13 protein-coding genes and 1 pseudogene are annotated in these 15,049 nt (G+C 67.5%); 7 read left to right on the forward strand and 7 right to left on the reverse strand.

Annotated features, from left to right (window positions below; all coding sequences use genetic code 11):
* Window positions 1-202: 202 nt before the first annotated feature.
* Window positions 203-721 carry a HEAT repeat domain-containing protein gene (locus tag ACNPQM_RS40980; protein ID WP_418087963.1) on the reverse strand — a complete coding sequence of 173 codons (519 nt, stop codon included), beginning with the start codon at window positions 719-721 and terminating at the stop codon, window positions 203-205.
* Between the two features lie 328 nt (window positions 722-1,049).
* Here ACNPQM_RS40980 and ACNPQM_RS40985 point away from each other — a divergent pair, with 328 nt between their 5' ends.
* Together ACNPQM_RS40985 and ACNPQM_RS40990 are read left to right on the forward strand one after the other, a co-directional pair.
* Entirely contained in the window at window positions 1,050-1,838 is a 789-nt protein-coding gene (locus ACNPQM_RS40985; protein ID WP_418087964.1) for a DUF5707 domain-containing protein, read from the forward strand.
* A 232-nt stretch (window positions 1,839-2,070) separates the two neighbouring features.
* Entirely contained in the window at window positions 2,071-2,388 is a 318-nt protein-coding gene (locus ACNPQM_RS40990; RefSeq protein ID WP_418087965.1) for a hypothetical protein, read from the forward strand.
* Between the two features lie 31 nt (window positions 2,389-2,419).
* Here ACNPQM_RS40990 and ACNPQM_RS40995 read toward each other — a convergent pair.
* Both ACNPQM_RS40995 and ACNPQM_RS41000 read right to left on the reverse strand, forming a co-directional pair.
* A pseudogene (locus tag ACNPQM_RS40995) lies at window positions 2,420-2,662 on the reverse strand (transposase); the annotation flags it as partial.
* Between the two features lie 589 nt (window positions 2,663-3,251).
* The gene (locus ACNPQM_RS41000) at window positions 3,252-3,665 is read right to left on the reverse strand and encodes a DUF6086 family protein (protein WP_418087966.1); all 414 of its coding nucleotides are present in this window, start codon (window positions 3,663-3,665) and stop codon (window positions 3,252-3,254) included.
* 308 nt (window positions 3,666-3,973) lie between these two features.
* On the opposite strand from ACNPQM_RS41000, the gene ACNPQM_RS41005 reads away from it, so the two are divergent.
* Complete coding sequence (locus ACNPQM_RS41005; RefSeq protein WP_418087967.1) at window positions 3,974-6,220, forward strand: ISL3 family transposase; 2,247 nt, start codon at window positions 3,974-3,976, stop codon at window positions 6,218-6,220.
* A 455-nt stretch (window positions 6,221-6,675) separates the two neighbouring features.
* Here the strand turns inward: ACNPQM_RS41005 and ACNPQM_RS41010 are convergent, their stop codons facing one another.
* On the reverse strand, window positions 6,676-8,184 hold the full coding sequence (locus tag ACNPQM_RS41010; RefSeq protein ID WP_418087968.1) for an APC family permease: 1,509 nt from the start codon (window positions 8,182-8,184) through the stop codon (window positions 6,676-6,678).
* Window positions 8,185-8,411: 227 nt separating this feature from the next.
* Here ACNPQM_RS41010 and ACNPQM_RS41015 point away from each other — a divergent pair, with 227 nt between their 5' ends.
* Both ACNPQM_RS41015 and ACNPQM_RS41020 read left to right on the forward strand, forming a co-directional pair.
* On the forward strand, window positions 8,412-9,152 hold the full coding sequence (locus ACNPQM_RS41015) for a GntR family transcriptional regulator (protein WP_358862706.1): 741 nt from the start codon (window positions 8,412-8,414) through the stop codon (window positions 9,150-9,152).
* 54 nt (window positions 9,153-9,206) lie between these two features.
* Window positions 9,207-10,409, forward strand: coding sequence for an amidohydrolase (locus ACNPQM_RS41020; RefSeq protein WP_418087969.1), 1,203 nt, complete (start codon window positions 9,207-9,209; stop codon window positions 10,407-10,409).
* 114 nt (window positions 10,410-10,523) lie between these two features.
* Here the strand turns inward: ACNPQM_RS41020 and ACNPQM_RS41025 are convergent, their stop codons facing one another.
* Window positions 10,524-11,399, reverse strand: a complete 876-nt coding sequence (locus ACNPQM_RS41025; RefSeq protein ID WP_418087970.1) for an acyl-CoA thioester hydrolase/BAAT C-terminal domain-containing protein — start codon at window positions 11,397-11,399, stop codon at window positions 10,524-10,526.
* 241 nt (window positions 11,400-11,640) lie between these two features.
* On the opposite strand from ACNPQM_RS41025, the gene ACNPQM_RS41030 reads away from it, so the two are divergent.
* On the forward strand, window positions 11,641-11,967 hold the full coding sequence (locus ACNPQM_RS41030) for a hypothetical protein (protein WP_418087971.1): 327 nt from the start codon (window positions 11,641-11,643) through the stop codon (window positions 11,965-11,967).
* Window positions 11,968-12,015: 48 nt separating this feature from the next.
* On the opposite strand, the gene ACNPQM_RS41035 is transcribed toward ACNPQM_RS41030, so the two are convergent.
* Both ACNPQM_RS41035 and ACNPQM_RS41040 read right to left on the reverse strand, forming a co-directional pair.
* Window positions 12,016-13,098, reverse strand: a complete 1,083-nt coding sequence (locus ACNPQM_RS41035) for a protein kinase family protein (RefSeq protein WP_418087972.1) — start codon at window positions 13,096-13,098, stop codon at window positions 12,016-12,018.
* Window positions 13,099-13,401: 303 nt separating this feature from the next.
* Window positions 13,402-14,136 carry an ArsR/SmtB family transcription factor gene (locus ACNPQM_RS41040; protein WP_358862709.1) on the reverse strand — a complete coding sequence of 245 codons (735 nt, stop codon included), beginning with the start codon at window positions 14,134-14,136 and terminating at the stop codon, window positions 13,402-13,404.
* Between the two features lie 291 nt (window positions 14,137-14,427).
* Here ACNPQM_RS41040 and ACNPQM_RS41045 point away from each other — a divergent pair, with 291 nt between their 5' ends.
* Window positions 14,428-14,901, forward strand: coding sequence for a cupin domain-containing protein (locus tag ACNPQM_RS41045; protein ID WP_418087973.1), 474 nt, complete (start codon window positions 14,428-14,430; stop codon window positions 14,899-14,901).
* Window positions 14,902-15,049 lie beyond the last annotated feature (148 nt).

Genomic DNA, 15,049 nt, shown 5'->3' on the forward strand with positions numbered 1-15,049 from the left:
GCTGCCCTCAGCTTCAACAACCCTGCTGCGACAGGGTGCTGGTGCAGGTCTTTCACCTCCACTCGAACCAACAGCGCCTCACGGCGCAACCAAGATCTGTGCCAGAACCGAGTTTGGGAGTCACTCACGGCCCGGCGGGTGGATTACGGGTGTGAGAGGAAACTCGGCCGGGTGTTCCGGATGAACGGCTACGACTCCGCGGTCAGAGCTTGCCGCGGCGTGCGAGCTGCTTCACCGCGTTCTCACGGATGATCTCGTTCTCGGCGTCGCGCAAGCCCTTGAGGGCGTCCCTGGCTTCCTCGCCGGGAATGCCGCCGAGCGCCCAGATCGCCTTCACCGCGAGCGTCCGGCACTCGTCGAAGTCCAGGTGCTCGGGAACCCAGCGAGTCGCCCTGACCAGCGTCGGCACCGTCTTGGGCGAGTGGAGCTTGCCCAGCATGGACACGATGTCCTCGTGGTCCCTATGCCATTCGGCAGGGAACAGCTCGATCAACGGCTCCAGGAACTCCTCGACCGAGGCGTCGGCGGCGCCAGGGACGATCAACGCCATCTCGACGTCGTCGGCATCCTGGCGCTCCATGGCGTCCCGGAGCAGCCGGAGCGCCAGGGCCCCACCGTCGGACTCGCCGAAGTGGGCGAGCACCTCGTCGAGCGTGCGCGTCGGACCCTCACCCAGTCCGACCGCCAGGCCCATGACCAGATCCTGTTCCTCAGGGGTCATCGCCTGACCACCTCCCATGCGGTGATGTTCTCGTTGAAGAGCTTGAGCGCGTCACGGCCGCTAGGCCAATTCACATGTGAGGTTGTTGAACGCCTCAGGTCTTGGGGGAACCCTGGCAAGATCATTCTCGCCGGGATTTCCTGTACTCAATTGCTAACCGAGGCTGGAAGATGGCGTGACCCCGCGCTCGTCCTGGCAGCCGTGTGATCGATGGGCAACCATTCCTGCGACCTGATGGTCATGTCCGTGCCACCCGCGTACTGGGTGGGCATTGTCAGCTCCGCCTCGGGACGTTCCTGAGGCGCTGGAACATGGGGGAAACGCCTTCATGCATCACCGCACCACCGTGGCAGGCTTCGCCGGGGCCCTCGCCCTGTCCGCACTCACGATTCCGGCGGCCGCCCAGGCGGATGACTTCTCGGGCGACATCAGGATCACGAAGGTGGTCGTCAACGGAGGGAAGGACATCGTCCTGGGGACCACGGACGTGAAGACGTTCACCATCGCGGTGACCGCCACGGATGACTCGGGCATCGAGGTCGGAAGGACCTTCCCGGTCATGTGGCACACGCCCCTCCCAAACGGCGACTATTACGGTCTCGTGGTGCCCGACAACATCGCGGGCAAGTGCGTGCGCCAGAGCTCCACCACGACCACCTGCACCTACACGCTGAAAATCAACCCGCGCATCCACCCCCAGGACAACACCACGGCCGGGACCTGGACCGTGAGCGCCCACGCCCTGGCCAACGACGGTGACTACATCACCAAGGATTCCGCCGCGAAGGCGAAGGTCCTGCGCAACTCCAGGCTGACGGCCAACGCCTCGCCGGAACCGGTGAAGAAGAACAAGACGATCACCGTCACGGGCGCCCTGACCCGGGCCAACTGGGAGACCTACAAGTACGGGGGCTACACCAAGCAGCCTGTGAAGCTCCAGTTCAAGAAAAAGGGCACCATCACCTACAAGACCCTCAAGACCGTCACGACGGACAGCAAGGGCAACCTGAGGACGACGACGAAGGCCACGGCGGACGGCTACTTCCGCTACTTCTTCGCAGGCACGTCCACCACCCTGGCGGTCGCCTCCGCGGCGGACTACGTCGACGTGAAGTAACCCTCGGGAGGGTCATCCATCCTCCAGCAAGCGCAGAAGGCTCAGGCCGGAGACCCCTCGGTCTGGGCCTTCTTGAGCCCTGGCTGTTTCCCGGCCGGCGGGCCGGTCAGCCGCCGCAGCCCTTCGCGCTCTCTAAGAAGTCATCTCATTTGGTGTAGCGCTTGCTGTAGAAGCAGCCGTTGGTGCGGACTCCAGCGGGCGTCAGGCAGGAGTCGTCCGTCATACTCCCCAAGTGACTACACCGATCGGCCCCGTGATCATCTTCGATGACGAGTTCCACATGTACGTCTTGAGGGATCAGGCGTTCGCCGAAGCATGGTGGGAGATGCCCGATGAGTTCAGTTGCGGGTTCGACATACTGGCCAGGCCGCTGAGCATGACCGGTGAGCCCCACCGAGTACGCCTCGAACTGACCGGCCGAGAGCCGGACGAGGCAGAACTGCGCCGCTTGGTTGCCAACCACTATCGGCGTTTTCTTCCAGGGGAGGCACCGCCTCAAGCACCTGCACTAGCGGACTTCGTGGCGGCATTGCCTCGCGAAGGACTGTGACCTGGGCGGTATCTCAGACTGAACTGCATCTTCAGCGGCTGAGTCTGCGGTAGCAAATGAGGGTGCAGGCGATGGCGGCGAAGGCCAGGAAGTGTTCGGCTTTGCGTTCGTAGCGGCGGTGGAGTCTGCGGCAGCCAGCGAGCCAGGCAACGGACCGCTCTACGACCCAGCGGTGACGGCCCAGACGGGTGGAGGACTCAACGCCGCGCAGGGCCAAGCGGTGCGTGATGCCCCGACTGCGGAGCTCTTGCCGCAGGTGGCGGTAGTCGTACCCAGCCAGCCGGTCAACTGCGCCCGCAAGGTGTCCTTCTCACAGGCCACGTACAGGGTTGTGGTCTGGCCGGCGGTCCGGTCCAGGACGAACCAGTCCGGCGCGGCCCCAGGAAGGCGCCGGCGTCCGCCAGGCCGGAGGGACGTGGGCCTCGCGCAAGGGGTCAACGAGGTAGGGGAACCGCTCCTCCCAGCGGGCCTGGGCGAGACGGGAGGACAGACGCCGATAGGTCGGCGCGCTGTGCGGGATCCGGCCCTCCGCAATGAGCCGGTAGTGGCAGCGGCGGGTGCCTCCCAAACTCGGGTTCTGGCTCACTTTCCGTGAAGCGTGCACCGTGGGTGGCGGTTGGAGGCCATCCTGGCCGTCGGGAAGTTGCCTGAAAATCATCAGTGGCGATCTTGGATGGGCTCAGAGTTCGGGTTCGTGGGGGAGACGGTGCTCCGGCTGGAGAAGCTGCTGTTCCCGTCGATCGTGGATGTCGCGGTGATGTCGGTCGACGTGAACGAAGAGGCGGTACTGATAGAGGCTCGATGCACGATGGCCGGGGCCAACTGCGCTGGGTGCAGAGGCTGGTCGGAGCGGGTTCACAGCCTCAGGTCGCCATGTGTCGGGTGAGCTCGCGTGACTTCTGCTGCAGTGCGGCTGTCCACTCCTTTGCATGGGGATCCGAAGCCGTCTTGAGATAGCCGCTCTCGGCGCGCTCGGCCGCCTGCCAGTTCACCTCGATGTTCGCTTTCTCAGCCAAGGCCAGCACCGTGGCAACGAACCCTTCGGACAGGGTGGTAATGACGGCGTGCCTGGTTTTGCTATGCCAGGCGAGCAGGGCGACGACGAACACTGCGAATGCGACGGGGTCGATCTGACACTCGTCAGCTTCCATGGGGCCGATGCCGGATGGCAGACCCACTTCGGCTTGATAGACGGTGACCTGGCTCATGAACAGCCGGGACGCCCCGTTGGACGGGTTCCACAGGGTATGGTCGCCCAAGTCGTAGTACTGGCTCACGTCAGCCTCTCACTGGTGGTCATAGGGGCGACATTACGGTCAGTCAGCCCTCCACGGAAAGTGAGCCAGAGCCCAAACTCGTGAACATCGACCTGGCCGCCAACAGGGCACCTCCCGAGCTCATCGACAAACGACTCCCGTTCTCGGATCAGGCACAAATTCCGTGAGAGCGATCAACGGGTTCCGTCTCGGCGGCATAGCGTCATCTGGGACCGTGGTGCGGTGTTGATGAGCTGATCGGTGACCTGTTTCCGCACCTCAGCGAGTTGCTGGTGGAGCGCGTGTTCTTCGAGTGCGGAGTGATTCGCATGGTGGCGAGAACCCGGGAGGCCGAGGTGCCGTGTCCTGGGTGTGCGGTGGTGTCCAACCGGGTGCACAGCACGTACGGAAGAAGCCTTGCCGACACTCCGGTTGGGGATCGGCCGGTACGGATCGAGCTGACGGTGCGGCGGCTGTACTGCGAGAACGTTCGTTGTTCGCGGCGTACTTTCGCTGAACAGGTCGACGGCCTGACCGTTCGCTATAGCCGCCGCACGCCTGCCGCTCGGCGGGTTTTGGAGGCTGTCGCCGTCGCGCTCGCGGGCCGGGCTGGCAGCCGTCTCGCCGCTGCCCTGCATACACGGGTGAGCCGGTCGACACTGTTACGGGCGGTTATGGCCCTGCCCGATCCTGCCTGGACCGTTCCGAGGGTGCTGGGCGTCGATGATTTCGCCACCCGTCGTGGACAGCACTACGGCACCGTGCTCATCGACTGTGAGACCGGCCGGCCTCTCGACCTGCTGCTCGGCCGCGATGCTGCGACCCTGGCCGGCTGGCTGCGTGAACATCCCGGCTCCGAGATCATCTGCCGTGACCGGAGCGGTTCTTACGCCGACGGCGCCCGCACCGGTGCCCCGAATGCCATTCAAGTTGCCGACCGCTTCCATCTCTGGCAGAACCTCGGCACCACCGTCGAACGCAGCGTGCGACGGCGCTACAGCGGCGCCCTCACCGCAACTCCGGCGGGCGGTGGTCAGGCACTGCGCATCCCGCTGCTGCTCGACCGCGCGCAGAGCATCACGGTCAAAGTCCTGAACCGCGACGGCAATCCGGCGCCCGCCCAGGTCTCCCTGCTCAACGCCGACAACGGCACCGGTGGCAGCGTCACGATCGGAAACGGCGGCAGCCTCGCGCTGCGTATCCCGGACGGCGATTACCTGGGCCTGGCCAACGTGTCGATGAAGGTGAACGGAACTCCCGCCGTCGCCGTGATCAGTGCCGATCTGCACGCGGGGGACAAGGAGATCGTCTTCGACGCCCGCACCGCCCACCGGTGGACCGCGTCGGTCTCGGGACGCGACAACCGCACCGAGTTCATGACCGGCAACATCAAGCGCACCACCGCGAACGGCACTTACTCGGTGACACACAGCATGCTCGCGGGCGGTGCCTACGGTCCCTTCGGACGCGATGCTCTGTGGATCGCGCCCACCACCGGATCCCACCTCGGCAAGATCACGTTCAGTGAGCACTGGCGGCTCGCCGATGCCGGGAGCGACCAGTACAAGGGAGACGGTTCGGCCCTGTATGACCTTGCCTTCGGGCAGCGGCAGGTACCGGACAACCCCGAGCACCGGCTCACCGCGGACGACGTTGACGGGCTCGCCAAGGTGCGCACCACGTACCGGGGACTCAACGAAGAGTACCGCTACCAGGAGGGAAGCACCGTCTACGCGCCGACCATGACGGGTCTGAACGTTTCCTCGCCCTCGTACCTGAGCGTCCCGCGTGCCCGCACGGAGTACATCACCGCGAAGGACACCACGTGGCTGCGCTTCGGCTACCGCAACCGTTCCGGCATCTCGATGCGCTATCCGCCGCGCCAGTTCACGTACGAGCCGGGCACGCACACCCAGCACACCTGGTACACGGGTCCGTTCGTGGCCGGCGTGGCCGGGCAGATCACCGGAACAACCCTCCAACTCAAGGTCGACGACTTTGTCGCGCCCGACGGCGCGGTGAGCGAATACGGGGACTTCGGCTCGCCGCAGAAGTGGAGGTCGTCGACACGGCTGACCCGGAACGGAACCGTGATCGCGGACCGGGGAACAGCCATCACCGCGACGCTGCCGGGCGCGGGCCGGGCCTCGTACCAGCTGCGCCGTACCTTCAGCGCGGGCGACGCCTTCCCGATGGGCGGTGAGGCGACTGCCACGTGGGGCTTCACCGCGGGTGGTGACGGCGAAGCGACCACGCCGGTACACCTGCTCAACGCCTCCGTGGACGCTCCGCTGGACAACGTCAACAGGGCCCGGGCCGACCGGCCCCTGTTGGTGGACGCCGCGGTCTCGGGCGCTGTCGGTGGGCTGCGTCCGGTGCAGGCCTGGGTGACTTCGGACGGTGGCACGCACTCGACGAAGGTGTCCGCTCACCGTGCCTCCGACGGGCACTACCGCTTCACAGCGCCGCGCTCCGCCCTCGTGTCCGGTGGATTCCTCGGCGTGCGGGTGAGCGCCGAGGACGAGGCGGGCAACACCGTCGACATGGTGCTGCCGCGCGCGATCCCCGTGGTGTGAGTGAGTTCGACCCGGCGGACTGCACGCCCGCCGGGTCGAACTCCGCGAAGACGAGCACGAACCGCTTCCTACATACGCGACCGGCGAGGACTGCGTGGTCGGTGTCGGTGAACGCGGGCCTGCCGACCTGGCGCTGCAGGACCAGTAACTGGTGGCGCAGCGCCAGGATCTCCACGTCCTTCTCCCGGTCGCTCACCGGCAACAGACGCAGGAGCGTGAAGGCGTTCGTCACGGCGAGACAGGCCAGGCGCAGCAGCACGACAGGCCATGATGCCGCCCGTCCCCGGTCAAGGTGGAGACAGCTGGGCGAGCTACGGGCACGGCCGGAGATCAGTGATCAAGGCCGTGACCTGGCCGGATGATGTATCGGCACACGCAGGTCCCGGATTCGGCGACGGTCCGCCGGCGCCGTCTGGACGAGCGCGGGAACCAAGAGTCCCAACAGCGTCAAGTACTCAGTCCCGTTCGACATCCACCTCGGTGAGTTGCGCGTACCGCCCGGGGTCGGTGCGGCGGATGCGCAGGGCCACCACGAACCCGGCTACGAGCACCACCGGCAGCGGCACCAGCAGCGCCGCGTTGACCGCCCCCGTGCGTCCGGTGAGCAGATCGAAGTGGAGCATGGCGAGCACCGACAGGACGGCGAGACCCACGAACGCGATCAGCGGTGCGACCGCGACCCGCCAGACCGACATGCCGCACCGGTCACGGCGGAAAAAGAAGCAGACGGCGAGCGCAGCCAGCGCCTGCATGATCATGATGCCGAGGACGCCGGTGCTGTTGGTCCACAGGAAGATCTCGGAGTACGGATCCGCGCCGATCAGCGCACCGCCCACCACGATCACCAGGCCGAAGACGGTCTGCACCACGACTGCCGTCACCGGTGAACCCTGCCGGGCCGACACCCGGCCCAGCCGGCGCGGCAGCAGACCCTCGCGGCCCAGGGCGTAGAGGTAGCGGGCCGCGGCATTGTGGAAGGCGAGGGTGGCGGCGAACGCGCTGATCACGATCAGCACATGCATGGAGTCGGCGAGCCAGGGGCCGACGAACTGGTCGGCCGCGTGGAATGTCAACTGTGGGCCGTCCGACGACCGGGCCATCGTGACCGACTCGTCCGTGCCGAAGCTGCCCATCAGGATCCACACCCCGGCGGCGTAGAACAGCGCCAGGAACCCGATCGCGACAAAGGTGGCGCGGGGCACCGTGCGCTCCGGGTCGCGTGCCTCCTCGGCGTAGATCGCGGTCGCCTCGAAGCCCGTGAACGCGCCGATGACCAGGACGAACATCCCGGCCATGCCGCCGGAGGAGGCCAGCACGGACGGATCGAAGGACGTGAGGTCCAGGGCGTCGGTTCCCCGGTCCGCCAGCACCCCGATATCCATCACCAGCAGCACCAGGACCTCCAGGACCAGTGCCACCCCCAACACCTTCGCGCTCAGCGTGACCCGCAGCCAGCCCAGGACCCCGGTGCCCAGCACACAGAGGGTCGACAGCGGCCACCAGGGCAGCTCCGCACCGGTGAGATCGCTCAGCGTCGTCGAGGCGAAGTAGCCGAATCCGGCGGCGACACCCGGGGCGACCAGGTTGTACGAGAGCGTCGCCAGGTAGGCGGTGGCGACGCCGAGCGTCCGGCCGAGCCCTCGGGCGACGTACGCGTAGAAGGCTCCGGCATTGCGTACGTAGCGGCTCATCGCGGTGAACCCGGCGGCGAACAGCACCAGCAGCGCACCGGAGACCAGATAGCCGAGCGGGGTGCCCGGACCGCCGATGCCGATGGCGAAGGGTGCGACACCGGCCAGCACGGTCAGCGGCGCGGCCGCCGCCACGACGAAGAAGACCAGATCGAAGGTGCCGATCTGCCCCTTGGCGAGGCGCCCCGCGGGACTGCCGGACGGCGGGGCGGTGTTCGGGAGGTCGGCGGAGGGGGAGATGGGCGGCGGGACGGCCGTCGAGGGTTGCGTCATCGGTGGTTCCTCAGGTGCGAACGGGCGGCAGGACGCCGAAGTTGATGCCTGCACCAGGCATGGGTCAGCGGAAAAGACCAGTTCAGAGCGGGCCGGATTAGGCGCGGCGCTCAAGCTATCTGGTATACCGAATACCAAGCAAGGGTCTGGGGAATCTTTCCGGAATCTGCGATGATCACGGCATGGGAGCCGGAAGAGACCGGCTCAGACGGGCAGGAAGCGAGTCCATGAGCAGCAGCCGAACCGCCGGCCTCACCGCCACCGGCACCATCGGTGCGGCACATCAGTCCCTGCGCGACCAGGTCTATGTGGAACTGCGCGAGAGGATCATCGACGGCCGCTACCCCTCCGGGCACCGGATCGTCGAGCGGGAACTCGCGGACGAGCTGGGGGTGTCCCGCATCCCCGTACGGGAAGCCATCCAGCGACTGGAGACCGAGGGATTCATCGCCGCCCAGGCACGAAAGGGCGCGTTCGTCGCCCCGCTCGGCCCGGCCGAGGCCGCGGACTTCTTCGACATCCGGGAACGCCTGGAGGCGCTGGCGGCCTCGCTGGCCGCCCGGCGCGCCGACCGGGACGGCCTGCGCACCCTGGAAAGACTCCTGGACCGCGCCCGCCGCGTCGCGGACTCCTCCCGCCGGACCCGTGAACTGGGCTCGGTCCATGCCGACTTCCATCAGCAGATCGTCGTCATGTCCGGCAATCCACTGCTCCAGGGCCTGATGGCACCGCTCGACGGCCGGTTGCGCCGGCTCTTCAGCCTCACCTCCGAGCCGAGCGACGGGCCCGTGATGTGCGGCGAGCACGAACTGCTCTACGAGGCGATTCGGAGCGGCGACGCGGAGGCGGCGGAACGGATCGCCCGCAGCCATGTGGCCGGGACGCGCGAGACCGCGATGCAGATGCTCGCCGCCGCCACCGCGGCCACCGATGAACCGACGGATCCCGGCCCCCGTCGGCGGCCCTGACCAAGACGACCGTCCCACGCACGACGTCCCGCACCACGAAGGAGAGCCCGCCCCATGGCGACGCCCGCCCCCGCCTGCCCCCATGTCCTGTTCACCGCCGTCCGTTCCCTCGACGGGCGCACCCGTGACCTGCTGGTCTCCGACGGCCGGATCGCCGCGTACGACCCGGCGGAATTGCCCGACGGCTGCGTGACCGTGGACGCCGCGGGAGCCCTTGCCCTGCCCTCGCCCGTCGACGCGCACATCCACCCCGACAAGTCGACCTGGGGCGGGCCCTGGCTGAGCCGCGAACCCGCCGGCACGCTCCGGGACCTGATCGACGGCGATGTGCGGGCCAGGACGGCCTTCACGACTCCGGTGGAGGAGCGGGTCGGGGCACTCATGGACCGGGCCATCGCCCGTGGCACCCGCGCCATGCGGGCCCATGTGGATGTCGCCCCCGTCCACGGCCTCTCCGGGGTGCACGGGGTGCGGGCGGCGGCAGATGCCCGCAAGGACCTCGTCGACGTCCAGATCGTCGCCTTCCCCCAGCTCGGCCTGTTGAGCGAGCCCGGAACCGCCGAACTCATGGAGCAGGCCATGTCCGAGGGGGCCGACGTGGTCGGCGGCCTCGACCCGATCGGCATCGACGGCGACATGGACGGCCAGTTGGACTTCGTGTTCGGGCTGGCCGCCCGCAAGGGCGTGCCGGTCGACATCCATCTGCACGACGGCGGGCCCGCCGGCCTGCGCCAGGTCCCCGAGATCGCCCGGCGTACCGTCGCCGCCGGAATGCAGGGACGCGTCACCCTCAGCCACGTCTTCGCCGTGGCCGAGCTCGAGGGTGACGAACGCGACGCCGCAGCGGTGCGGTTGGCCGATGCCGGCGTCTCCCTGGTCACGTGTGCCCTGGGCGGTGACCCGGTCCTGGACCCCGCACGGCTCACCCCGCACGGCGTGCGGGTGGCCGTCGGCTCGGACGGCGTGCGCGATGCCTGGACGCCGTTCGGTGACGGCGACATGCTCGCCCGGGCCCATCTGCTCGCCTACCGCACGGATGCCCGCACCGATGCCGAACTCGCCTCCTGCTACGAGGCGGTGGCCCAGGGCGGCGCCTCTCTGCTCGGTCTGCCCGCCTCCCGGCTGGAGACCGGGGACCCGGCCGACTTCGTCCTGGTGGCCGCCGGTTCGCTGCCCGAGGTAGTCGTGGACCGCCCGATTCCGTCCATGGTCGTGCGGGCCGGCCGGGTCATCGCCCGCGAGGGCCGGCTGACTTAGTGGTCGAGCCGGGAAGTCCTTCGGGGGGTGACGTCGGAGCCTGCTACGCGTAGGCCCCGACGCCTCGACCGCAAGCCTGCCCGGCAGTGACGCCCACGACGCAGTTGGCGCCTATCACCTGGAGTTAGCCTTGGTCTGCCCCAGATGGAGCAGGCCGAGAATGGGTGCCCAGGCTGCCTCGCCGAGCAGGGTGTCGCCGCGGGCTGTCCCTCCGTGCAGATACGTGTTCGAGGGTGCGGCGGGGCTTTCGCCGGGGAAGGGCGGTCGGTGTCCGGCGTCGTCGCGGGCCACCACGCGGACCGGAGCGTCAGCTGCTTGGCGTCGCGCGGCCAGCTGCTCGGCATACCGTAGGGAAGGCCACATCGCGTCGTCGCCACCGGCGACAAGCAGCACGTCGGCGGACACCTTCTCCACCGGGATCGCGGCGGCGCCCAGATGCCGGGCGAAGGTCCGCTCGCTGTGTTCGTACCAGCCGCGGATCGCCACCGGGCCATCGCCTTGCTCCGCGGCCTGCCAGGAGTCGTCCATCGGGACGAAAGGCAGCGGCTGCCCCTGCCAGGTCCAGGAGGACCGGTACGGCCGCTGATGACCATCGAGCCCCGGCCCCACGTTGCACCAGACCAGCGACGTCGGAGAGACGGCCACCACCACATTGACGCGCGGCTCGTAAACCGCTGTGAGCAACGCGGCCTCGGCGCCCTTGGATACGCCGAGAATGCCGACGCGCTCCGCTCCCCGAGATTGCAGCAGGTCGACGGCCGCGACGAACGTCTCCAGCGGTACCTCACAGATCCCCGTCGGCTGCCCCGGCCCGCCGAACCAGCGTATGGCCAGAGCGAGGAAACCCTGCTCGGCAAGAAGCCTCGCCCGTTGGCGGTCCACCCGGCCGCTTGATCCGGCCAGCACGACGACACCCGTGCCGTTACCCGCGGTCGGCTCCATCAAGACCGCCTCCCAGGGGGCCGTCAGCTCGTGTTCGACGACGATCACGGTGTCTCCTCTTCCTCTCGGCAGGGAATTCACATGAAGTGAGGTTATTGGCGCCCCAGACGGGCCCATCCGGTGGGACCTCACGGCATGCAGGCATCACGTACCTCGCCGACGTCTAGATGCGCCAGGAGATCCACTAAGGGTTGCAGGTGGTGGAGAACTGGAACTCCGCGAACAAGGGCCTCTTCTACGGCAAGGACGGCGAGCTGGCCGGTGCGGACAGGAGTCCCAGGAGGTCAGCATGCTCGCGCTGCACCTGCTCCAGTCCGCGCTGGAGCACGTCAACACGCTGCTGATGCAGGAGATCCTGGCCGATCCGAAGTGGGCCGACAAACTCACCGACGCGGACCGCGGACCGCGGGGCGCTGTCGCCGCTGTTCTGGACCCATGTGAATTGGTGCGGCCGGTTCGAACTGGACATGAACAGCGGCCTGGACCTGGAGCTCGCGGCTGCGGTGGCAGTGCCCGACTCACGCAGTCCGCAGAGCGAGGCCTCAGCTACAAGGTGACGAGCCATTGCCGGATGGTCGTAGAGCCCGGGAAGGTGCACCGGGAGGCCCGTCGGTAGGCAGCGGCCGTGGCAGCCGATGCCGGACAGACGAGGCGAGGGCGTGGATCAGCTCGGGGTTCTGGCGCCAACGCCCAACTGCTGCTCGATCTGCGCGGCCGGGAACGGCGTCTGCTTGCTCTCGGTGAGCAGACGGCGGAAGAAGGAGTCCACGACGACGGTAGGACGTGCGTGCCGGTCGATGATGGCCGTGATCTCGGGCGGGATGTCGCCAGGCCGCCGGCCCGCGATCCAGTCGTGCAGGAAGACCACGCGTTCCGTGTCACCGCGCACGCCGTCGAGCAAGTGGTATTGGAGCAGGTGGCTCGCGGTGTAGCAACGGTCGTACGCGAGGTGGTCCGAGAGGAAGTTGGACTCGTCCGCCGAAAGGTCGAAGCGGGAGCTCAGGGCAAGTCCGAAGTCAGCGAAGTAGAGCTGGCGGCCATCGGTCAGGATGTTGGCAAAGTGAGCATCGAAGTGGACAAGTCCGCGAGAACTCATGAAGGAAGATCCACTCATCAGAGCCTCCTCCACCCAGCGGAAGGGCGAGCTGTCCCCGCCCTCCGACACGGCGCCTTTGCGGTGGCCGGCCAGCCATCCGGCGAGTGTGTGCGGCACGTGCTCCAGGAAGATCACCAGGCTGTACGAGGACTGGCCGATGGCCTCCAGCCGGTCACGAACGGCGGGTGATCCCTCCCAGTGCGCAACGGCCCCCTCCAGGCCCCCGAACTCGTCGGTGAATCCTTCGGGAGGGGAGTCAGGCAGAACCCGCCAGTGGTACATCAGGGGGAATCCTGCATACTCGTCGCCGAGAACCCAGTTCGTTGTCATGGTGTGCACGGCAAGCTCCCGCCAGGCACCGAACCCGGCCGAGCCCACCCCGTACTGGTAGAACATCGGCAGTTCGAAGACGTTCGCCGTCGACCGCACGTTCTCCGGGCACAATTCGATGTCCGTCAAAGGGATCCGCTTGACGAAGACGCGCGTTCCGTTGATGTCCAGCTCTGCCGACCTGCCGCCGATGCCCGACCCGAGCGGGGCAGCGGCTGCCACGACATCCCCGAGCCGGTGGTCGCTCAGCAAGGAGAGCTGAGTGCTCACGGTCCCGTAACCAGCCAGGCGCGCGGCGCGCAGCAAATCCTGGTCCAGCATCGACTGCTCCTCGGTGCCCGAACCAGGGCTTCGGCAATCCTCGACGTACGGTACCGACCTTAGGCTGGAGAGGCCAGCCACTCTCAGAAACGACCGTTTGTGAGAGTAGCCCCGGGTGTCCCCCTGGCCCTCCCTTGTTCGCCTTCGGTGAAGATCACCAGCGGTCGGCGGGGACGGCTGGGGTCATCTGTTCGGGCTTCGCGGGCAGCGGCTTGCAGTCGGCGACGGCGCCGTGCGGGCCGCCGAGGGGATTGGTTGCGGTAGGCGCCGCGCTTGACTGACCACCAGCAGCTCCCCGACCTGTCATGGCCGCGGCGAGGCCGCGTCCAGGAGAGCACGTCCAGCCTTGGTGAGCTCGTGCGTGGCCGTGCGACCGGCTCGGCTGCTGTCGATCAACCCGGCGTCTCGCAGGATTGCCAGGTGTTCGCTGGCCGTCGGGGGAGTGACGCTCACCAGCCTGGCCACAACGGTCGTCTGCAGCGGAGTGGCGAGAGCGGCCAGGATCCTCGATCGAGTCACCCCCAGAAGACGGTCAAGCGACCTCGGAGTGGGAGGTGCCGCCCAGAGGTACCGCCCGGATGCCGGGTAATAGATCGCCGGAGTCCAGTGGTCCGAGGTGGTGCACTGCATCCGGTCGGTGATGAACAGTGACGGTACGAGAATGAGTCCTTCAGGGCAGTCGACGTCGATGTCGACGGTCTTCTCGACGGTGATGATGTCGCCTTCGCACGCAGCGGAAGGGTGCAGGCGCGGAAGGACTGCGCGCAGACCCTCGCGGTTGACCTGGATGGCCCGATCCAGCATCTCGGCACGCAACGCCTGCCGCATGGACGGCCATTCCGGTTCTACAACTGCCTTCCAGAGACGGCGCAGCGCATCGGCGGCCTCGGACCTGGCTCGGTCGGGGTCATCGAGCAGTCGGCGGCCCACTTCTGCCCCGCGCCCCATCGTCGCGTCGACCAGCTCGGCGTACGTCTGGTCCGCCGGCGCGGCGAGGAGGGCATCCATGCCTTCCTCGAACGTTGGCTCACTGGACATCGGCGATGGGTCAAGGAAGTCGGGTCGATACGCGCCATCGGCCATGAAGACCGTGAGCGCCCCCAGGTCGGGGAGCGGGAGACGGCGGCGACGGCGAAGCCACGGGTGGAACATCGGGTGACGCTGCGGTTCGGTCAAGAGCTGGGCAAGACTGACCACTTCGTGGATCGGCGACATCGCCCACCGCACACTCGCAGCACCAACGCCCAATCGGTAGCGGATCATCGCACTATTGTTAGGCCACCGCCGAAGTGAGCGCGAGCAAAGCGGCGAAGCCCCGAGACTCGGGTCATGACCGACACGGAGTCGATTACCCGGTTTTCCAAGGAACCCGAGCGAGCCCAACAGAGACGAACGATCCGGCTGGGCGCCAGCGGATCGACCATCGAAGTCCTCGTGGGTCCGGCGGAGACCACCGGGAACGTGAGCATCTACCGGTGGCGCATGTCGCCGTCCAGCCGGGGTCCTGCCCCGCACTTTCACACGACGTTCAGCGAGACCTTCATCGTTGAAGAAGGTGAAGTCGCCTACTTCGATGGGCGGGCCTGGCGAACACTGCGGCCCGGCGACACTGCGCATGCCGCGGTGGGTGACGTCCACGCGCTCCGGAAGGAGCGCGCCGAACCTGCCACTCTCCTGATGGCACTCTCGCCAGGTGTACCGCGGGAGGAGTACTTCGCACAGCTCGCCACGGTGAACGAGCGTGAGTTGAGCCGGCTTCACGAAGCGCACGACAACCATTTCGTCGACGACTACGGCCGGTGAGGGCACCGGCAACGGCATGCGCCCCGCCCCCGGTCCACCCCACTACCTGGAATGCGCCTAGAAGATTCATGAAGATCTTGGGGTTCTGGCCCCGCCGCGTGAGCGGCGGGGCCAGACTCGTTTTCGTGGTGATGGGGGAATGGGTCGG

Source organism: Streptomyces sp. NPDC056231 (assembly GCF_048270745.1).
In the GTDB taxonomy this organism is placed as follows: domain Bacteria; phylum Actinomycetota; class Actinomycetes; order Streptomycetales; family Streptomycetaceae; genus Streptomyces.

What these genes read in the sequence shown, in the direction of transcription:
- ACNPQM_RS40980 (WP_418087963.1), bottom strand. Translation starts at nt 721, where the DNA reads ATGACCCCTGAGGAACAGGATCTGGTCATGGGCCTGGCGGTCGGACTG.
- ACNPQM_RS40985 (WP_418087964.1), top strand. Translation starts at nt 1,050, where the DNA reads ATGCATCACCGCACCACCGTGGCAGGCTTCGCCGGGGCCCTCGCCCTG.
- ACNPQM_RS41005 (WP_418087967.1), top strand. Translation starts at nt 3,974, where the DNA reads ATGGTGGCGAGAACCCGGGAGGCCGAGGTGCCGTGTCCTGGGTGTGCG.
- ACNPQM_RS41010 (WP_418087968.1), bottom strand. Translation starts at nt 8,184, where the DNA reads ATGACGCAACCCTCGACGGCCGTCCCGCCGCCCATCTCCCCCTCCGCC.
- ACNPQM_RS41015 (WP_358862706.1), top strand. Translation starts at nt 8,412, where the DNA reads ATGAGCAGCAGCCGAACCGCCGGCCTCACCGCCACCGGCACCATCGGT.
- ACNPQM_RS41020 (WP_418087969.1), top strand. Translation starts at nt 9,207, where the DNA reads ATGGCGACGCCCGCCCCCGCCTGCCCCCATGTCCTGTTCACCGCCGTC.
- ACNPQM_RS41030 (WP_418087971.1), top strand. Translation starts at nt 11,641, where the DNA reads ATGCTCGCGCTGCACCTGCTCCAGTCCGCGCTGGAGCACGTCAACACG.
- ACNPQM_RS41035 (WP_418087972.1), bottom strand. Translation starts at nt 13,098, where the DNA reads ATGCTGGACCAGGATTTGCTGCGCGCCGCGCGCCTGGCTGGTTACGGG.
- ACNPQM_RS41040 (WP_358862709.1), bottom strand. Translation starts at nt 14,136, where the DNA reads ATGTCCAGTGAGCCAACGTTCGAGGAAGGCATGGATGCCCTCCTCGCC.
- ACNPQM_RS41045 (WP_418087973.1), top strand. Translation starts at nt 14,428, where the DNA reads ATGACCGACACGGAGTCGATTACCCGGTTTTCCAAGGAACCCGAGCGA.